General features: G+C 64.5%; 17 protein-coding genes and 2 pseudogenes. 14 read left to right on the top strand and 5 right to left on the bottom strand.

Annotation, left to right across the window (positions count from 1 at the left end):
• Positions 1–15 precede the first annotated feature (15 nt).
• The 5 genes from AB0J47_RS01870 to AB0J47_RS01890 all read left to right on the top strand — a co-directional run bounded on the left by AB0J47_RS01870 (position 16) and on the right by AB0J47_RS01890 (position 4,737).
• Positions 16–468 (top strand): thioredoxin domain-containing protein, encoded by a 453-nt coding sequence (locus AB0J47_RS01870; protein WP_364339361.1) that lies wholly within the window; start codon positions 16–18, stop codon positions 466–468.
• Complete coding sequence (locus AB0J47_RS01875; RefSeq protein WP_364339363.1) at positions 465–731, top strand: UBP-type zinc finger domain-containing protein; 267 nt, start codon at positions 465–467, stop codon at positions 729–731. The genes AB0J47_RS01870 and AB0J47_RS01875 overlap by 4 nt, the downstream gene beginning before the upstream one ends.
• Entirely contained in the window at positions 731–2,380 is a 1,650-nt protein-coding gene (locus AB0J47_RS01880) for an FAD-dependent oxidoreductase (protein WP_364339365.1), read from the top strand. Before AB0J47_RS01875 ends, AB0J47_RS01880 begins: the two co-directional genes overlap by 1 nt.
• Before the next feature lie 14 nt (positions 2,381–2,394).
• Positions 2,395–2,835 (top strand): DUF1931 family protein, encoded by a 441-nt coding sequence (locus AB0J47_RS01885; RefSeq protein ID WP_364339795.1) that lies wholly within the window; start codon positions 2,395–2,397, stop codon positions 2,833–2,835.
• Between the two features lie 225 nt (positions 2,836–3,060).
• On the top strand, positions 3,061–4,737 hold the full coding sequence (locus AB0J47_RS01890; RefSeq protein WP_364339367.1) for a helix-turn-helix domain-containing protein: 1,677 nt from the start codon (positions 3,061–3,063) through the stop codon (positions 4,735–4,737).
• Here the strand turns inward: AB0J47_RS01890 and AB0J47_RS01895 are convergent.
• Both AB0J47_RS01895 and AB0J47_RS01900 read right to left on the bottom strand, forming a co-directional pair.
• On the bottom strand, positions 4,679–4,981 hold the full coding sequence (locus AB0J47_RS01895; RefSeq protein WP_364339369.1) for an NUDIX domain-containing protein: 303 nt from the start codon (positions 4,979–4,981) through the stop codon (positions 4,679–4,681). The genes AB0J47_RS01890 and AB0J47_RS01895 overlap by 59 nt on opposite strands.
• 283 nt (positions 4,982–5,264) lie before the next feature.
• Positions 5,265–5,366, bottom strand: a pseudogene (locus AB0J47_RS01900) (hypothetical protein); the annotation flags it as partial.
• A gap of 209 nt (positions 5,367–5,575) precedes the next feature.
• Between AB0J47_RS01900 and AB0J47_RS01905 the strand changes: the two are divergent.
• Positions 5,576–6,688, top strand: a complete 1,113-nt coding sequence (locus AB0J47_RS01905; protein ID WP_364339371.1) for a hypothetical protein — start codon at positions 5,576–5,578, stop codon at positions 6,686–6,688.
• Positions 6,689–6,844: 156 nt separating this feature from the next.
• On the opposite strand, the pseudogene AB0J47_RS01910 reads toward AB0J47_RS01905, so the two are convergent.
• A pseudogene (locus AB0J47_RS01910) lies at positions 6,845–6,940 on the bottom strand (hypothetical protein); the annotation flags it as partial.
• A 1,791-nt stretch (positions 6,941–8,731) separates the two neighbouring features.
• On the opposite strand from AB0J47_RS01910, the gene AB0J47_RS01915 reads away from it, so the two are divergent.
• From AB0J47_RS01915 to AB0J47_RS01925, 3 genes are read left to right on the top strand one after another with little or no spacing between them, the layout of a single operon-like run.
• Complete coding sequence (locus AB0J47_RS01915; RefSeq protein ID WP_364339373.1) at positions 8,732–9,088, top strand: DoxX family protein; 357 nt, start codon at positions 8,732–8,734, stop codon at positions 9,086–9,088.
• 20 nt (positions 9,089–9,108) lie between these two features.
• Positions 9,109–10,296 carry a cytochrome P450 gene (locus tag AB0J47_RS01920; protein WP_364339375.1) on the top strand — a complete coding sequence of 396 codons (1,188 nt, stop codon included), beginning with the start codon at positions 9,109–9,111 and terminating at the stop codon, positions 10,294–10,296.
• A gap of 12 nt (positions 10,297–10,308) precedes the next feature.
• Positions 10,309–10,506, top strand: a complete 198-nt coding sequence (locus AB0J47_RS01925) for a ferredoxin (RefSeq protein ID WP_364339377.1) — start codon at positions 10,309–10,311, stop codon at positions 10,504–10,506.
• 363 nt (positions 10,507–10,869) lie between these two features.
• Here the strand turns inward: AB0J47_RS01925 and AB0J47_RS01930 are convergent, their stop codons facing one another.
• Together AB0J47_RS01930 and AB0J47_RS01935 are read right to left on the bottom strand one after the other, a co-directional pair.
• Positions 10,870–11,541 (bottom strand): MspA family porin, encoded by a 672-nt coding sequence (locus tag AB0J47_RS01930; protein WP_364339379.1) that lies wholly within the window; start codon positions 11,539–11,541, stop codon positions 10,870–10,872.
• 621 nt (positions 11,542–12,162) lie between these two features.
• Positions 12,163–12,627 carry a hypothetical protein gene (locus tag AB0J47_RS01935; protein WP_364339382.1) on the bottom strand — a complete coding sequence of 155 codons (465 nt, stop codon included), beginning with the start codon at positions 12,625–12,627 and terminating at the stop codon, positions 12,163–12,165.
• A gap of 502 nt (positions 12,628–13,129) precedes the next feature.
• Here AB0J47_RS01935 and AB0J47_RS01940 point away from each other — a divergent pair.
• The 5 genes from AB0J47_RS01940 (at position 13,130) to AB0J47_RS01960 (ending at position 17,521) form a co-directional block, all read left to right on the top strand.
• The gene (locus tag AB0J47_RS01940) at positions 13,130–14,143 is read left to right on the top strand and encodes an alcohol dehydrogenase catalytic domain-containing protein (protein WP_364339384.1); all 1,014 of its coding nucleotides are present in this window, start codon (positions 13,130–13,132) and stop codon (positions 14,141–14,143) included.
• Positions 14,144–14,479: 336 nt separating this feature from the next.
• The gene (locus tag AB0J47_RS01945) at positions 14,480–14,878 is read left to right on the top strand and encodes a TOBE domain-containing protein (protein WP_364339797.1); all 399 of its coding nucleotides are present in this window, start codon (positions 14,480–14,482) and stop codon (positions 14,876–14,878) included.
• Positions 14,879–14,883: 5 nt separating this feature from the next.
• Positions 14,884–15,663, top strand: a complete 780-nt coding sequence (modA, locus tag AB0J47_RS01950; protein WP_364339386.1) for a molybdate ABC transporter substrate-binding protein — start codon at positions 14,884–14,886, stop codon at positions 15,661–15,663.
• Positions 15,663–16,475 (top strand): molybdate ABC transporter permease subunit, encoded by an 813-nt coding sequence (modB, locus tag AB0J47_RS01955; protein WP_364339801.1) that lies wholly within the window; start codon positions 15,663–15,665, stop codon positions 16,473–16,475. The genes modA and modB overlap by 1 nt, the downstream gene beginning before the upstream one ends.
• A complete protein-coding gene (locus AB0J47_RS01960) occupies positions 16,472–17,521 on the top strand; it encodes an ABC transporter ATP-binding protein (protein WP_364339388.1) in 1,050 nt (349 codons plus the stop codon). The genes modB and AB0J47_RS01960 overlap by 4 nt, the downstream gene beginning before the upstream one ends.
• Positions 17,522–17,534: the final 13 nt, after the last annotated feature.

Here is a 17,534-nt window from a genome sequence, read left to right on the forward strand (position 1 = left end):
AAACGAGGTACGACGATGGAAACCGCGAAGATCAAATGCCCCAACTGTGGGAAGTTCAACCGGGTTCCGGCCGCGGCGGAGGGCACACCGCGATGCGGTAACTGCCACAAACCGCTGCCATGGATCGTCGCGGCGGGGGACGACGACTTCACCGAGGTGACCGAAAAGTCTTCGGTGCCAGTCCTTGTCGACCTGTGGGCGACCTGGTGTCGGCCCTGTCTGATGGTCAGCCCTGCGCTCGAACAGCTCGCGACCGAACGTGCCGGTCGGCTGAAGCTGGTCAAGGTCGACGTCGATGCCGCACCCCGCACCGCCGAGCGGTTCGTCGTGCGGGCGGTGCCGACCTTGCTCGTGCTCGACCACGGCGAGGTGCTGGCCCGGCAGGCGGGCGCCGCTCCGGTACCGGAACTGCGGAGGTGGCTGGACCAGGGCCTCTCCGATCGAGCGGATAAGGGGGTGACCGCATGACCTCCATCTATACCGATCCCCACGTCGCGGCGATCCAGCCGGTGGCGCCGCGGACACCGCAGGGCTGCGAAGAGTGTCTTCGGCTCGGCACGCCATGGCTGCATCTGCGGCTGTGCCTGACTTGCGGGCACGTCGGCTGCTGTGACTCATCCCCGATGCGGCACGCGCGAGCGCACGCCACCGGGATCGACCACCCCATCGTCCAATCGATGGAACCCGGCGAGAATTGGCGCTGGTGCTACGTCCACCAGAACTTCGTCTGATGAACGTCGAAACCCCGGACGATGTCGGCGCGTTTCCGCGATTGTCGGACGCGCAGGTGGCGACGCTCGCCGTCGGCGGCGCCCGGCGAGCGGTGCGTGCCGGTGAGACGTTGGTGCGCGCCGGCGCGCCGAGCGACGAGTTCTTCGTGATCCTGTCCGGCAACGTCGCGATCGTCGATGACGATGCGGGGGAACGCCGGGTGCTGCGCATCCACGGGCCCGGCCGATTCCTCGGCGAGCTGGGCCTGCTGGAAGGTCAGGTCGCGTTCTACACCGCAGAGATGATCGAAGACGGCGAGGTGCTGGTCGTCCCGATCCAGCGGGTACGCGCGCTGGTCGAACACGATCCGGTGCTCAGCGACCTCATTCTGCGCGCGTATCTGATCCGCCGCTGCCAGCTGCTCGGTATCGTCTCCGGGTTCCGAATCATCGGTTCCTGCTACTCGCCCGACACCCGGCGGCTACGCGAGTTCGCGATGCGAAACCGATTGCCGCACACCTGGATCGACCTCGAGCGCGACAGTCGGGCCGAAAAACTCCTGCGTGATCTCGGGGTCGCACCCGAGGACACTCCAGTCGTCATCTGGCGTGGCGAGCGGGTGCTGCGCAATCCGACGAATGCCGAATTGGGGCGCCTCATCGGCCTACCGGTGCCGGACACGCTGCGCGAGGTGTGCGACCTCATCGTGGTGGGTGCTGGCCCGGCCGGCCTGGCCGCCTCGGTGTACGGCGCCTCGGACGGGCTCGACACCTCGATGCTGGAGGCGATTGCGGCGGGTGGACAGGCGGGCACCTCTTCGCGCATCGAGAACTACCTGGGCTTTCCCGCGGGCATCTCCGGCACCGAGTTGGCCGAGCGAGCGGTCATCCAGGCCGGAAAGTTCGGTGCTCGATTGCTGGTGTCCGCGGAGGTAGTCGGGCTGGAAGCCGAGGATGGACACCATCTGCTGCGGTTGGCCGGTGGCGGCGCGCTGCTCGGCCGCACCGTCGTCCTGGCCACCGGCGCCCGCTATCGCAGACTCGCCGTGACCGGAATCGAGCGCTTCGAAGGCGCCGGCGTGTACTACGCCGCGACCCATCAGGAGGCGTCGATGTGCGGCGTGGACCCGGTGGCGATCGTCGGCGGCGGTAACTCCGCAGGGCAGGCAACGGTGTTTCTCGCCGGTCACGTCGAGCACGTGCACCTACTCATCCGGGATGGCGATCTCGGCAAGAGCATGTCCCGGTATCTGGTCGAGCAGATCGAGCAGCACCCGCGTGTGACGGTGCACCGCAACACCGAGGTGCGCGAGGTAGCCGGTGTCAGCGAACTCGAAGAAATCGTAGTCGAGAACAATCGCACCGGGGAGCGGGAGGAGCTCGCGGTGCGCGCCCTGTTCGTTTTCATCGGGGCCGTGCCGTGCACAGTTTGGTTGGCGGACACTGTCGCGCTAGACGCGCACGGCTTCGTCCGGACCGGTCCGGATGCGGTGTACCCGGCCGAGGATCAGCGCGATTCCGGCCGTCGACCGCTACCGCTCGAAACAAGCAGGCCCGGCGTCTTCGCGGTGGGCGATGTCCGTAGTGGCTCGGTCAAACGAGTCGCGTCCGCCGTCGGTGAAGGCGCGATGGCGGTGCGCCATATTCACGAGTACTTCGAGAGGAGCTGACCGAAATGCCGGTAATGGGCGTTGTCAAATTTCAGCGTTTCTTCCGAGCCGCGGCCGGGCTGCAGGTGGACCGCAATGATCTCAAGCGCTACACCGAATTCATCGACGACAAGATCTATGACCTGTTCGTCGTTGCCAAGGCGTCGGCGAAGGCGAACTCGCGCGATGTGATCGAATCGTGGGACCTGCCGATCACCGCGGGACTGCAGCAGAGCATCCATCGGTTCGAGAAGCTGGATGAGGAGATCGAGCTGCAACCGCTGCTCGACCAACTCGCCGCGCGCCCGCCGCTCGACCTCGCCCTCTCGGACGACACCGAGCGTCGGCTGCCGCTGATCGCCGGTGGTCTGAGCGTGGCGCTCGCGCAGACGTTCGTCGCGATCGCACCGAAGGTCAAGAATCCGGGAACCGCCGAATGGTCCGTGGTATTCGAGATATTTCATCGGCTGCTTTGATGCGGCAACGGCATATTCGGCATGGGCGGCAAACGCCGGATTGATCGGTGTACCGTCGATGATCAACGCCCGCAGAATTAATCCGCACCTGGATGTTGTCGTTCGAAGTGGATCGGTGCGCGTGGCGGCGAGTGGAACGGCCGAAAATTTCGGGGTGGGCGCGGCCGAGGACGCCGCAGCGCCGGGTCCGACCTCGAAACCTGCTGCCACAGGCCAGAACCCGCCATGAATCAGCAATTGTTGAGTTATCCAATCGCCGACAGCTTGGTGCGCGCACAACTGGCGTCGCTGCACGGGCTGTGCACGCTGTCGGCGGCGCTGTCGAGCGAGCACGAAGAAGTCGAAATACTTCGAATGGCCGGTGCGGCTGTCCCGTCCCTCGGCTCGTGTCGCACGCGGGCGAGCTATCACCGGGTAGACGGCGAATTCCTGCGGTACCCGCAGACGCGACCCGCACAGCCCGGCCTGGACACGCAGGTCAGTGCCCAGGGCGGCGAGGGCAGCGTGAACCTGGCCGACGAGAAGTGGGGGTGGGCGTTCGTCCTGCGAAGTTCGTCCGGAGCGGTCGGTTCACTCATTGTCGGCTCCGACCGCGCGCCGCGGCCAGACGAGATATTCCTGCTGGAAGTGCTGGCGCAGCTCACCGGTGCGGCGCTGGCCAATGCGACCACGCACGAACGGGCTTCCGCCCACGCGACCGAGCTCACCCAGATCAACGAGCGCTTGACCGCCACGGTGCGACGCCTCGAACGGCAGACGCGGGTGCACGAGGTGCTCGCCGGAGCCGCCGCGTACGGACAGGGCGAACAGGGTATCGCCGACGCCCTCGCTCAGCTGACCGATTTGCCCGTCGCGGTCGAGGACCCCTTCGGCAATCTGCGGGCCTGGTCTGGACCCGGCCGACCGGAACCCTATCCCAAAGCCGCACCGGAGCAGCGTGATCAACTGCTGCATCGTCTCGCGACCCACAATGCGCCGCTGCGGGTCCAAGATCGGGTGATCATGCTGGTGAAACCACGTACCGAGGTCCTCGGCACGCTCGCACTGATCGACCCGGACCAGCGCGTGGTCGAGGCTCAGCTGTTCGCACTGGTGTACGGCAGCACCATGCTCGCCCTCGAACTCGCACATCAACGCAATCTCGCCGAGATCGAACTGCGGCTACGTCGCGAGCTCGTCGACGATCTCGCCTCCGGCACCGACAATGACAGCGCCTACGCCCGCGCAGAAGCATTGGGACACGACCTGCGCGGACCGCACTACGTCGTCCTGGTGCACAGCGCGCGCCGCGCCGACGACACGATCGCAGAGGCCGCGAGCCACGCCGCGTCGGCCCTGAGTCTGCAATATATCCTGGGCCGCCACGGCGGCACGGTCGTGCTGATCACCGACCGCAGACCGGATCCGGGCGCCTTCCACCACGCAATCCGCGAACGCGTCGACGCGACGCCGATAACCATCGGCATCAGCGGCCGGTGCGAGCAGCCGAGCGATTTCGCGCGATCGTTCGCCGACGCACTCCGTGCCGTCCAAATCCGGCTGCGGTCGCGGATACCGGACGGCGCGACGGCATTCGAAGAACTCGGCTTCTATCGTCTGGTCGACGCGGCGCGCGCCGACGGTCAAGTCGACGACTTCATGCGCGAATGGCTCGGTGCCCTCCTGGATTACGACGCCACCCGGAACTCGGACCTCGTGTACACCCTGGCCCAGTATCTCGAATGCGGCGGCAACTATAACGATTCCGCCGCCGTGTTACACATCCATCGCAGCACCCTGCGCTATCGCCTCGGCCGCATCCGCGAACTCACCGGCTTCGACCTACGTGATGTGAATATCCGATTCAATCTCCAAGCCGCAACGCGCGCGTGGCAATTCCTGTCCGCCGTCCCTGATCCGTGACGTTGTTGCGACCGCCAGTTGCGGTCTCTTCCTTGACTTCCCGGATCAGGGCTTGGTCGATGGATTCGCCGGAATCGACTTTGCCGCTGGGAAGTTCCCAGATCCCACCCATGAAGTCGTCGGCGGGGCGTTGCAGCAGAAGGACTTTGCCGCTGTGTTGGACGACAGCTCCCACGGCGAGTTGTTGCACCTCGTCCCGGTCGGCTTCCCGCGTCAACTTCTCCAGCAGCGTGGTCTCGATCATCGAGTTCTACCCCTTCAAATCGGCGTGGTGGGTGATGACTTTGTAGAGCGCTTCGACGTAGCGGTCGACGAGCGGCAGGTCCTCGTCTCGATGCCAAACAGGGAGTCACGTCGGCCTGAACGGCACACGAGGGTGGTGTGGTGGAGCTCTTCGGCTCTTGGGTAGTCGCCGGGAGCGTAGGCCAGTTCGCCGGTGAAGGCCGGGAACAGCGGACCTGGCCACGATCCTCTACGACAGTGAATTCTTCGATGACGTGCCGGTCGAGGAGTTCGTCGTGGATGTGCTCGGCGATGCGATGACGGCCTACGAGGTAGTCATCCAGATGTGAAAGCTGTTGCAGTGCAAGGGCTGCAGCCAGCGGGTGGATGCGATGCTCAAGTCCCATGCCCGTCACGGCGTAGCGACTGAGGTCCGAATGCGCTGGGATCCGAACTGCGCAATATGCAGGCCCGACAGTGTTTCCGCTTCCCGTCAGTGGTGAGTCCGCCGCACGCGGGCGGATATACGATGCGCATCGTTCACGCAGTGCGCCAAAGGATTTCGTCGGTCGAAGGAGACCCCCTCAGCTGCCTGCGTTCGATCGAAGGAGCCGCCATGACCAGATACGCGCATTTCGTCGGTAGCCTGCCCGAGGCGCTGATGACCAGCGATCGAGACGTCCTGGAATGGTTCGCCGATCAGAGTGACGGTTGGCCACTGACCGCAGTGCCGCGCGACCTCGATGCCGACTGGGTCGTCGCCTATCTGCGTACTCTCGAAGCACGCGACGCCTTCAGTATCGTCCGCACGGGCGACTACGCCGACTACAGCGACATGCGCAGCTACGGTGTGCGGCCCGGCCACATCCTCGAACCACGCGATGCGGCGATGGGGCGAATCGAGCGGATCGGTGCGATTGTCTCGGAGTTCGAGTCGCTGCAGCGCAGCCGTCCAGAGTTGGCGGACAAGCGGGTTCAGATCAGCCAGCCCAACCCATTGGATCTGGCCCTGTACGTTTTCGCCGGCGCGGCGGTCTCGCTCGGCCTTCCCATGGGGCCCGCAGTCCGCAACCTCGGTGTGGTCGTCACCGCTCTCCAGCATCTGCCCGTATTCATAGACGCAGTGCTGCAGGAGATGTCCGAGGTGACCGCTCGGTACGGCGATCGCGTTGTGTGGCAGGTGGAATCACCGATCGCAACGCTCGGCATGGTCAAAGCCGAGCAACTGCGGGCGCAGTGGTCACTGGGACCGCTGCTGGCACGCCAGCTCGGCGGCTTTCTCATCCGCACCCACGAGATCGGCGCGGCAACAACCCTGCACCTGTGCTACGGCGACTACAAGCACAAGAACCTGCTGACCCCCCGCGGCTTGGCGCCAGTGGTGAACCTACTCGGCCACCTCTCCCGGCTACTGCGCAAACGCGGAGTGCCCCTGCCGGTCGTACATGTTCCCTGCGCCTACGGTGCCGATCCGGCCCCGTTGGATCCGGCGTTCTATCGCCCGCTGCGGCGACTGGATCCCGGCTGGCAACTGATCGCCGGTGTCGTCTCTGCCGACGATGTCGACGACAGCATCCGCGCGCTGACACTGTTCGAACAGGCCTCCGGCCGAGCCACACATGGGGTAGCCACCGCGTGCGGGCTCGGCCGACGAACCGTCGAGGACGCTCGGGCGGCCGCCGCAGCCACGGTCACCACGGCACGTGCCGACGTCGGCGCACCTCGCTGACCACGCGGTCCGCGTAGCGCAACGGCTCTCCGGACGGAAGATGTAGCGGCCACGCGGACCAGGGGATAAACCAGAGTGTTTGATCGACCTAGTGCACATTTTCGACTCCGTGTTAGCAGGTGTCGAGAAGGCAGCGGGCAGCGTGAGGTCGAGCCACGGTCGGAACCATGAACAGTCGTCGGGTTCGTCCTGGAGGAACTTCTGGAACGGCTCGGACTCCTCTGGAGGCTTGTAGGTGTCCTGAACTTCCAGGTGGAACGCCTACGCTGGCAGGAGTGGAATAGGCGGTCGAACGCCTCATCCTGCGCGAGTTGCACCGTAGGACGTCCTTTTGCCTTCATGAGGGAAACAATGGATAGCGAGAGCTTCGGGCCGTCCGCAATCGCTCTCGCTTCCTCGATGACCGGGTCGTCGAACGTTTCCCTATCGCCGCGTGTTGACCGAGTACCCGGACGACATTGTCGCTGAACACTTCGAGTTGGCCGACGGATCGTGAAACGACTGACGCGCCTCGACTGGTGGGGCTAGGGCGCGTTGAGGTTTCGGCATGTCTGGTGTCAGGTGATGCGCACGGAGATGGTGGTGCGGGTGGTGACCGATGGCGGCCCTGAATAGCGCTCGCTGCGATCTGCACCTTGACGAGATCCTCTGGGCGACGGTCCGCCCGGTCATGGTGCAGCGTGGCGGCAGGGAATTGCCGGTTCCCGCTGAGCCTCCCGAGCATCCAGAAATGCCGATGAGCGTACATTTGCGCAGAGCCGTGGGTTACCTATTTCATCGACCATACGGATCGAACATATGCCATGGACATGCGGCAAACTGTCACCTATGCTCGGAGATATTCCGAAGTCTTTCGATAATTCGTGTGGCTGGCGGATATAAATATATGGTTCCAAATCTCTTTTCGTATGAAAGGGATATATCTATGGGCACAAGCAAATGCCGGGCTTCCGACCCGCGTCGACAGAAGATGGTATCGATTGTCGTGGCGGCAGCGGTTCCAGTGGCGCTCGTGCTCGGGGGAACCGCGATCGCGCAAGTCGGCGCTACGTCGGCCACAGTGACCCGGTCCGGCTACCTTCAGTCCGTCTACTCACTAACCGTGCCGCCTCCGCCGCACGTGCCGTCGCCCGATGAGCCGCTGCTCGAGCCTCACCCAGAGCGGCCTAATCCAGAGCAGACCCAGCCTGAGCAGCCTCCGCCGGACCAGTCGATCCCGTGATTCGAGCTCCTCGAGCCGAGTAACACTCGCCGAACCGCTCTCACAGACGAGCGCGCGTACCGAGTCGAGCGATGTCGCGCGCTGAAAGATCCGCAGGAGATCAAAATCCCGGATAGCCCATGCGACCTCGCGCCTGCGGCCGACGTCGACCCGAGCGGTCAGTGAATCCGACGGCACTGGCGTGTGCGGTGACCTCGCTGCCCAGCGTCACTCGGTCATATTGGAATTGCTGTACGGCTGCCTGAGCGGCCGGCGAGAACGCGTCACCGGCACGGCAGCAGCACGCCCGTGAACCCCGCCCGCGCTCTGATACTCCTGCCTTCCGGCACCTTCGCATCCCCCGTAGGCCGCACGGAACTCGCGTGGCATGGCCCGAGAAACAATCGTTCGTACGGGAGCCACAGCACGGCTGCTGGCATTCCTCGGCCACATCGCGGATCAATTCGATTGTGAACCAAACGCTTTCGTGTCCCATCGGGAATACGTTGCGTGTCGCGGCCGCGGTGGCGGCGTAGTCGAAAACCATGCCGCCCAGCCGGATGGTGCCCAACACTTCCGAGCCGGAGCCATGCGTCGTGCCGTCATGGTCTGGGCTTCCTCGGGCAACGGCCGAACGAATGTCGCTGACGAAATATTCAGAAGCTCTTGACTGACTGTATCTTCGTGAGTGACGATATCGTCAGTGAACGCGCAAGTGCGGGGCGTTTGCCACCGCGGTCGAAGACGGTGTCGTCGCAACCATCGAACTCGCCCCGGCATCGACGAAGGTCGGTGGCTGACGTAGCTGGCTATGCAATCGAATGGAAAGTAGGTGTGCGCCGATGACAGTCGCATCCATCGTGTTCGCCGTGCTGTTGGCGATCGGGTTTCTACCGCTCGGCGCGGTCAAGGTGTTGGCCGTGGCGGACATGCGTCAGCGTGGCGAACATTTCGGCTACTCGGTGACCGCCTTCCGCGGCATCGGCGTCCTCGAGATTGCCGGGGCGCTGGGCATACTGGCCGGCACGATGTGGTGGCCGCTCGGGGCGGCGGCCGGAATCGGACTGATGCTGTTGATGATCGGCGCTCTTATCACCCATATGAAAGCCGGTGACAGTGTCGGTGAGTACGCACCGTCGATCGGCGTCGGCGTGCTGGCGGTCGCCTATGTCGTGACTGCGTTCGGTGCGCACCTATGACCGCTCGAAAGGGAATTCCGATGCGTAATCGAGCCCATGTCCCGGCCTACCGCCCCGACATCTACTCGCACCAGGGGATTCTCGATCCCTATCCGCACTACGCGCGGCTGCGCGAGCTCGGGCCGGTGGTGTGGCTTGCCAAGCAACGCGCCTATGCGCTGCCGCGTTATGGCGAATGCAAAGCCGTCCTGCTCGACGATCAGACCTTCGTCTCCGGAGCCGGCGTCGCCTTGAACCCGGTGGCCAACCGACTCTCGAAGGGCACCACCCTCAACAGTGACGGCGAGGAGCACAAACGCCGCCGCGCGTTGCTCGCCCGCCGGTTGTCCCCGCGTGCACTGCGAGCGATGCGCGAATCGGTCGACCAGCAGGCGGTCGCGGCCGTCGAGCAGGCGCTCGCGCGGGGACGTATCGACGGGGCCGAACTGGCGGCCGCGCTGCCGATGTCGGTGGTACCGGATCTGATCGGCTGGCCCCAGCACGGTCGGGAACACTTGCTGCGGTGGGCGGGAGCAACATTCGACGCGCTAGGGCCACTCAACCGGCAGTCCATTCGCACCGCGCCGTCGGCGGTCGGGATGATGCAGTTCACGCGGCAGCTCGCCCGCGAGCGGGACCTGCTGCCGGGCAGCGTCGGGGTGGACGTGCTGCAGGCAACCGACGACGGCAAGCTGTCCCAAGCTGAATGCCCGGCCCTGCTGATCGATTACCTTGCCCCGTCGTTGGATACCACGATCAGCGCTATCGCCAGCGCCATGTATCTGTTCGCACGCCACCCCGAGCAGTGGCAGCTGCTCAAGGACGATCCCACCCGCATCCCGAACGCGGTGAACGAGGTTGTGCGTTTCGAATCACCGCTGCGTGCGTTCTCCCGCAAGACAATTCGTGATGCCGACATCGCCGGAACCAGCATCCCGGCGGGCGCACGGGTGGTGGTGATCTATTCCTCGGCCAATCGTGACCCGCTGGAATGGGATGACCCCGACACCTTCGATATCCGCCGCGACGCGACCCGCCAACTCGGCTTCGGTCACGGCACGCACGGTTGCGCCGGTCAAGGTCTCGCGCGGCTGGAAACCCAGGCAATGCTCGCCGCACTCGTCGAGCGCGTCGAGCGCATCGAGATCGCCGGTGAGCCCGAATGGGCGATCAACAACATCATTCACCGCTTCGAACGCCTTCCACTGCAACTCATTCCAGCTCGATAGAAGGAATCCATCATGAAGATCTCCATCGACTACTCGCGGTGCGAGGGACACGGTCTGTGCGCCGTGCAGGCGCCCGAGATATTCAGCCTCGGTGACAACGCTGAGCTCATCTACCGTTTCGATGGTGCCGAGGTGCCCGGTGATCTCGTGACCGCCGCCCGTACAGCCGTGGACTCCTGCCCAGTCGCGGCGCTACGGGAGATCTCATGAGTCCCACCCGCCTGCTGCGGTCGAAATGGATCACGCGGTTCGACGCCGAAAACGCCGCTTAGACCACTGAACACTGTGAGCGGCCCGTCACGACGGGCCGCTCACCGCTTGTGATCGATTATCGAGTCTGTGGTGGGCCGATCTCGGTGGCGCCAGCGCTCGATTCCTTACTTGTGGGTCGTTACGTCCGGGAATCCGGGGAGGCGTTTGCGGCAGTGCCCCTTAGCGCCTCGTCCGGATAGCTTGCTGCGCCACCCGCTCCGGCTGCTCGTCGAATGCGGCGTGGGCGACCACCCTTCGACTGCGTTCGACGGAACCCTCCGAACCAAGGATCGATACCGCAGACGCCATCCGGTCGCGGTACTAAAACGTGAATTCTGTTCCGTAGCCGGTTGTCTGGGCGGTTCCGCCGGTACCGTCGGCGCGTACGGTGACGAAAGGCATGGCTGATGCGGGCGATATACATCCGCTGATGTTCAGTGGCGTGTTGGTGTGGCCGAATGTGTATGGGAACGTGACGTCCTGATCCAGGCTGGCGGCACCGATAACCACCGCCGTGACGTTTCCCGGTGCGAGGCTTACTGTAATCGCTCCGGTGAGACTGGCATTGACGCCGACATTCGGTGAAATTGCGACAGTGACGCTGGGCGAATCGCCAAGGGTCAATGCGAGCTCGGGTGCGATACCCGCGCTGACACCGACGCTCGGCGCAATCCCGATGGAGACGCCTTGGCTGATATCCACGGCGCAACCGACCAGATATCCGATCGCAATTTCCCCGTCGCGAACGGATGAAACGCCGTCGACAGACACCGAGTAATTTCCGGACACTTTGACTGCGTGCACGAACGGGATTCCCGTTGCTATATCGCCTCCGGCCGGGACGACATTGCTCATATCCACCGCTGCGACGACGTGCATGCCACCGGCATCGACTTCTCCGGATGCCGCATCAGCGGGTGTGATGGCAATGCAAGTCGCTGCACCGACAATCGCGGTGAGCGTTGCAATACTCCTCAGATACTTCCTGGTCATAGCACTCCAGTCGACTAATTACCGACACAGACTGTTCCGAAAAAAGATCGCTCGCGACACCGGACTCGAAGTGTTTACCCGCCCAGTAGGTTCGATACGGGACCAGCACTCGAACCTGTCGGCAGACCCTACCGCACCTACGGGACAACCGATCTCATGCGCGGTGTTACTCATTCGGCCTGTCGACCACCCGGGATATTCACAGCGGTGGCGCGAACTGACCGTCCCGATCCTGCGGAGGACGACGTCGATCGTCGCGGCACTGCCCGCCGATACGGTTGCGGATAGTTGTGCTCGGCATTCGCCACGCCGGTGGTGGTTGATGTGTCGCCGATACCGTAAACGGCTGGTATCAAACGGAATTGATCAAGCTGCGTGCCCCTGGCACAGCGCCGACCACATGCTCAGAACCCGCTCACCCAAACCTGCTGGGCTGTCACGCAAGTGCCTCGTCCAGAAAGCTTGCCCGCGCCACCCGCTCCGGCTGCTCGCCGAGCGCAGTGATGCGGCGGTCGCATGCGGCGTGGTCGACCACCATTCGACTGCGTTCGACGGACCCCTCCGAGCCAAGGCTCGGTACGGCTGAAGCTATCTGGACACGGCACTAGGAAGGCTTCGAACTCACCGAGGCGACTCACCCCGGTCGTTGCCGCGGGTTTCGATAGCCTTGACGGTCTTATCGAGGGCTTGTTTCAGTACACGTTTGCCGACGGTCCCGACCACGACTCCGAGGACCCGTCCCTTGAGATTCTTTCCCTCGCGCACCATGACCACATCCACATCGGTCTTCCCGTCAGACCGGCGCGTGAAGGTGTAGGTGTGACCCGAGTGTCCGCCCCATATGTTCGAGTCGGTGGTCGTCATGACGACGCGGTCGGGGTTCGACCAGTCGTAGTGCAGTCGTTCCCAGATGCCATGCGAGCCCTCCGTGACATCAGCGTCGCGTCGGCCCTGGTCGTGCACCTGGAGGTATTTGTCGGCGCTGTTGCCGAACAGTTGTGAGCGGCCAGGCCCGAAATCGGTGAGCGCCGCCACGAACTGCTCCGGTGTCGAACTCGTGGTCTCCTTGAAGTGGATCGTGGACATCGTTGCTCCTTTGCTTTTGGGTGACTGCTGCATCGGGGTATTCGCGCACGTCGTAGCGCACGCTGGCACCGGCCCACAGCACCCGTTCGCCGGAGGTAATTCGGACCGAGTGATCGCCCTCGACGTGCGCGGTGTTCCTATTGATGAAGCATGAGCTTCGGTACATGCCAGCGCAAGGCCGTCCGATAGCGCATCGAGACCATCGATGGGTTATCGAGCGAATGATCTACCAGCTCGCAACGATTGTCACCTGGGGCCAAGAACTGCGGACGTATGATTTTCACGGCGTCGTAATGGGCCGAGTGGGGGTGCGACGCCGCGCGGGATGGATGACGGCTCGTCGGTTGCACATTGGCACGACCAAGTGGTGCGACGAGGGTGACACGGTGCTGTTGGCACCGTCGTTGCAGGCGATAGTTCGAGAAATGCCGGTGCCGCTACCTCGGTCCGCTCTGGTGAGGTCCGCGACGCCGCCGCTCCCCAAGGGAAAGCGAGCATACCGATGTCTACTCATCAGGCTGTTCACGTGCAGTCCGCCGGTGCGGCGTTGAAACTGGTCGATGTCGAAACAGACGCACCGCCGCGCGACCATGTGCGCCTCGCGGTCTCGGCCTGCGGGATCTGCGGCACCGACCGCGCGTTCGTCAGTGGAGCATTTCCGAATATGTCGTGGCCGCTGACACCGGGGCATGAGATTGCCGGCACCATTGCCGAACTCGGTGCCGGCGTCGACAACTATGCCGTCGGTGACCGCGTTGCCGTGGGCTGGTTCGGTGGGCATTGCGGCAAATGCGTGCCGTGCCGCGAAGGCGACTTCATCCACTGCCAGAACATGCAGGTCCCCGGCTGGCAGTACCCGGGCGGATACGCCGAGTCGGTGACCGTACCGGCCAATGCGCTGGCCCGCATCCCCGACGCGCTCTCGCTGGCCGAGGCCGCGCCGATGGGTTGTGCCGGTGTCACCACCTACCACGCGCTTCGCGAAACCCGGGCGGTGCCCGGCGACCGCGTCGCCATTCTGGGTGTCGGCGGACTGGGCCACCTCGGCGTGCAATTCGCTCACGCGATGGGCTTTGAAACGATCGCGATCGCACGCGGCGCGGACAAAGCCGAAGATGCCCGCGCGCTCGGCGCCCACCACTACATCGACTCGACCGCTGGCGATGTCAGCCGAGCACTACGGGGACTCGGCGGTGCGTCGGTTGTCCTCGGGACCGTGGGCAACGCCGAAGCCATGGGCGAAACCGTCGATGGGCTACTACCGCGCGGCGAGCTCATCGCCATCGGGGTCTCCGCCGAACCGCTGCCGATCAGCCCGATGCAGCTGATCGCCCGCGGGCTCAGCATCACCGGCCACGCCTCCGGCACCGCCCGCGATATCGAGGAAACAATGCAATTCGCGGTCCAATCGGGCGTGCGCACACGGATCCAGCAACGGCCGCTGGATCAAGCCGCCGAGGCATACACCGAGATGGAACGGGGACGGGCCCGATACCGCATGGTCCTCACGGTCTGACCGATTGGTGCTGACGGTTCCGGATCAGCTGTGGCCCCCACCGCGCCGAGAACGTCGGCCGTGCCCGACCCATGAGGCCATCTTGCCGGAACAGCAAGATTGCGTGCCAGATCGTGGTGAGCGTGGCAAGAATTAGCGCCTGGGACGCAGAACACCTGGTCGCGACGGGACGGCGTCGACACGTCCTGCTCATTCGCCGCACCGCCTGAACCTTGCACCCAACGAAGGAGACCGCCGTGCCCACCACGACGCGCCGCAAACGCCGCGGCGACGCCCCGTGGACGTGCGGGTGCATTCGGCTATGCATTCCGTGGATACGGCAATATGCTGCTGATCGTGTCGAATCTGCGGATCAGTGAGGTTGCCGCGTTGATGGGTGTCAGCGATGACACCGTGCGGCGGTACATCGATCAGGGCCGACTCAACGCTATTCAGCTGGATAACGGGCGCATGGGTGTGAGTGGCCGAGAGCTGGCGGAATTTCTGCGAGCCAACTCCGACGCCCCGGAGCCGGGTGCCACGGTCGCGATCTCGGCGCGGAATCGGATGCGCGGGATCGTCACACGCATCGTGAAGGACACGGTGATGGCTCAGGTCGAAATGCAGGCCGGGCCGTTCAGGTTGGTGTCGCTGCTGAGTCGGGACTCGGTCGACGAGCTCGGCCTCGAGGTCGGCAGCGTCGCGGTCGCGTCGGTCAAGTCCACTCATGTTGTTGTAGAAATCCCGGAAAGTTGACGAGGATGATTCGTTCGCTGAGCGCGGTTGCTCTGACCGGGGCTGTCGCGTTGACATTGATCGGCTGTGGATCGGACAAGTCGTCCGATACGGCCCGCACCGACAAGATCTCCGGAACGGTGACGGTATTCGCGGCCGCGTCGTTGACCGAGACGTTCACCGAGTTGGGCAAGCAGTTCGAGGCCGCCCACCCCGGCGTCGAGGTTGTTTACAGTTTCGGTGCGAGTTCGGCGTTGGCGGAGCAGATCAAGCAGGGCGCCCCGGTCGATGTATTCGCCTCGGCGGCGCCGAAGAATATGCAGCAGGTCCTCGACGCAGGCGATATCACGGCGCCGCCGGTGACGTTCGCACGCAATCGTCTCGAAATCGCGGTCCCCAAGGGCAACCCCGGCCATATCACCGGACTTGCGGACCTCGGCAAGACCGAACCCAAGATCGCGCTGTGTGCCGAGCAGGTGCCCTGTGGTGCCGCCGCGAAGACCGTATTCGAGGTCGCCGGTGTGCACCCGCGGCCCGATACCCGTGAGGCCGACGTCAAGGCAGTGCTGACGAAGGTCACCCTCGGAGAGGTGGATGCGGCGCTCGTTTACCGCACCGATGTCAAGGCCGCCGGTGACAAGGTGGAGGGCATCGACTTCCCCGAGGCGGACATGGCGATCAACGACTATCCGGTCGCGCCGCTGGCCAAGGCTCCCAACGCCGCAGCCGCTGCGGCGTTCGTCGATTTCGTCCGGTCCGACCGAGCGCGCACGGTGTTCACCGAAGCGGGATTCGACAACCCGTGATCCGGACGTCGGCGCGAGGGCGGGCAGCGCGCGGGCGGCGACCGCTCGTTCTCGTGCTGCCCGCCGTCTGCGGTTTGGCGTTTTTATTGTTGCCGCTGGCTGGGCTATTGCTGCGCGCGCCTTGGCGTGGTCTGCCCGAGCGGTTGTTCAGTGCCGAGGTCGGCCAGGCGCTGCGGCTGTCGCTGGTATGTGCGAGCTCGGCGACTGTCGTCTGCGTTCTTTTCGGGATTCCGTTGGCATGGCTGCTCGCCCGCGGTGAGATCCGCGGCATCGGGTTCGTGCGGGCACTGGTGACGGTTCCGCTGGTACTGCCGCCGGTGGTCGGTGGTGTCGCACTGCTGCTGGTATTGGGAAGGCGCGGGATCATCGGGCGCTATCTGTATGAGTGGTTCGATGTCTCACTGCCTTTCACCACCGCCGGGGTCGTCGTCGCAGAGGCATTCGTGGCGATGCCGTTCCTGGTGATTTCCGTCGAAGGTGCGCTGCGGGGAGCCGACCCCCGCTACGAAGAAGCCGCGGCTACCTTGGGTGCGTCGCGTTGGCTGACTTTCCGGCGAGTCACGTTGCCGTCGGTGATGCCGGGGGTGATCGCGGGTGCGGTGCTGTGCTGGGCGCGTGCGCTCGGTGAGTTCGGTGCCACGATCACTTTCGCGGGCAACTTTCCGGGTAAGACGACGACCATGCCGTTGGCGGTCTACCTCGCATTGGAAACCGATCCCGAGGACGCGATCGTGCTCAGCTTGGTGCTGCTCACGGTGTCGGTGGTCGTACTGGCGGCGTTGCGGGATCGGTGGACGCGAGGAGCGGTATGACACTCGAGGCCGAAATACGCATCACCCGAGACAAATTCGAACTCGATATCGCCGTCAGCGTGGCACCGGGTGAAGTCGTCGCACTGCTGGGCCCCAACGGTGCGGGCAAGACCACGGCATTGCGGGCACTGGCCGGACTCACCCCACTCACCGGTGGCAACATTCGTCTCGACGAAAATACGTGGGACGCACCGCCGAAGCTGTTCATCCCGGCCGAGCGGCGAGCGATCGGCGTCGTATTCCAGGACTATCTGCTGTTCACGCACATGTCCGTCCAAGACAACGTCGCCTTCGGACTGCGCGCTCGTGGGCACCACCGCCGGGCCGCGCGTGAGCGCGCGAAGTATTGGCTCGAACGAGTCGGCCTCGCCGAGCATCTGCACGCCAAACCGCGCGCGCTGTCGGGCGGCCAAGCTCAACGCGTCGCGCTGGCCCGCGCGCTCGCCACCGATCCGCGACTGCTGCTGCTGGATGAACCGTTGGCGGCACTCGACGCCAGCACCCGCTTGCAGGTCCGCTCGGATCTGGCCCACCATCTCGCCGACTACAACGGACATACCGTGCTGGTCACCCATGACCCGCTCGATGCCATGGTGCTGGCCGACCGCCTCGTCATCGTCGAAAACGGCAGCATCATCCAGGAAGGTCCACCCAGCGAAGTCGCCCGCAGACCACGCTCGGACTATGTCGCAAACCTGGTGGGCCTCAACCTCTATCGCGGCACAGCCCACGGCAACACGATCGATCTCGACGACGGCGGCACACTTACTGTGGCCGAACCGGCCGAGGGCGCTGTCCATGTCGCGTTCCCGCCGACCGCGGTGAGCCTGCACCCTGAGCAGCCGACGGGCAGCCCGCGAAATACCTGGCCGGTCACCGTGGTCGGGCTCGAACAGCACGCCAACACCACCCGGGTTCGCCTCGATGGCAGCCCGTCCGTGCTCGCCGATGTCACTCCCGCGACCGTCGCTGATTTGCGTCTGCAGACCGGTGTGCCTTTGTGGGCCGCGGTCAAGGCCACCGAAACGCACACCTATCCGGCGTGAAATGCCCTAGTTA

The sequence above is a fragment of the Nocardia sp. NPDC049737 genome, assembly GCF_040674755.1.
Taxonomy (GTDB): Bacteria; Actinomycetota; Actinomycetes; order Mycobacteriales; family Mycobacteriaceae; genus Nocardia.

What these genes read in the sequence shown, in the direction of transcription:
- AB0J47_RS01915 (WP_364339373.1), top strand. Translation starts at nt 8,732, where the DNA reads ATGACAGTCGCATCCATCGTGTTCGCCGTGCTGTTGGCGATCGGGTTT.
- AB0J47_RS01935 (WP_364339382.1), bottom strand. Translation starts at nt 12,627, where the DNA reads ATGTCCACGATCCACTTCAAGGAGACCACGAGTTCGACACCGGAGCAG.
- AB0J47_RS01890 (WP_364339367.1), top strand. Translation starts at nt 3,061, where the DNA reads ATGAATCAGCAATTGTTGAGTTATCCAATCGCCGACAGCTTGGTGCGC.
- AB0J47_RS01895 (WP_364339369.1), bottom strand. Translation starts at nt 4,981, where the DNA reads ATGATCGAGACCACGCTGCTGGAGAAGTTGACGCGGGAAGCCGACCGG.
- AB0J47_RS01885 (WP_364339795.1), top strand. Translation starts at nt 2,395, where the DNA reads ATGGGCGTTGTCAAATTTCAGCGTTTCTTCCGAGCCGCGGCCGGGCTG.
- AB0J47_RS01875 (WP_364339363.1), top strand. Translation starts at nt 465, where the DNA reads ATGACCTCCATCTATACCGATCCCCACGTCGCGGCGATCCAGCCGGTG.
- AB0J47_RS01940 (WP_364339384.1), top strand. Translation starts at nt 13,130, where the DNA reads ATGTCTACTCATCAGGCTGTTCACGTGCAGTCCGCCGGTGCGGCGTTG.
- modA (WP_364339386.1), top strand. Translation starts at nt 14,884, where the DNA reads ATGATTCGTTCGCTGAGCGCGGTTGCTCTGACCGGGGCTGTCGCGTTG.
- AB0J47_RS01920 (WP_364339375.1), top strand. Translation starts at nt 9,109, where the DNA reads ATGCGTAATCGAGCCCATGTCCCGGCCTACCGCCCCGACATCTACTCG.
- AB0J47_RS01925 (WP_364339377.1), top strand. Translation starts at nt 10,309, where the DNA reads ATGAAGATCTCCATCGACTACTCGCGGTGCGAGGGACACGGTCTGTGC.
- AB0J47_RS01960 (WP_364339388.1), top strand. Translation starts at nt 16,472, where the DNA reads ATGACACTCGAGGCCGAAATACGCATCACCCGAGACAAATTCGAACTC.
- AB0J47_RS01880 (WP_364339365.1), top strand. Translation starts at nt 731, where the DNA reads ATGAACGTCGAAACCCCGGACGATGTCGGCGCGTTTCCGCGATTGTCG.
- AB0J47_RS01930 (WP_364339379.1), bottom strand. Translation starts at nt 11,541, where the DNA reads ATGACCAGGAAGTATCTGAGGAGTATTGCAACGCTCACCGCGATTGTC.
- AB0J47_RS01870 (WP_364339361.1), top strand. Translation starts at nt 16, where the DNA reads ATGGAAACCGCGAAGATCAAATGCCCCAACTGTGGGAAGTTCAACCGG.
- AB0J47_RS01905 (WP_364339371.1), top strand. Translation starts at nt 5,576, where the DNA reads ATGACCAGATACGCGCATTTCGTCGGTAGCCTGCCCGAGGCGCTGATG.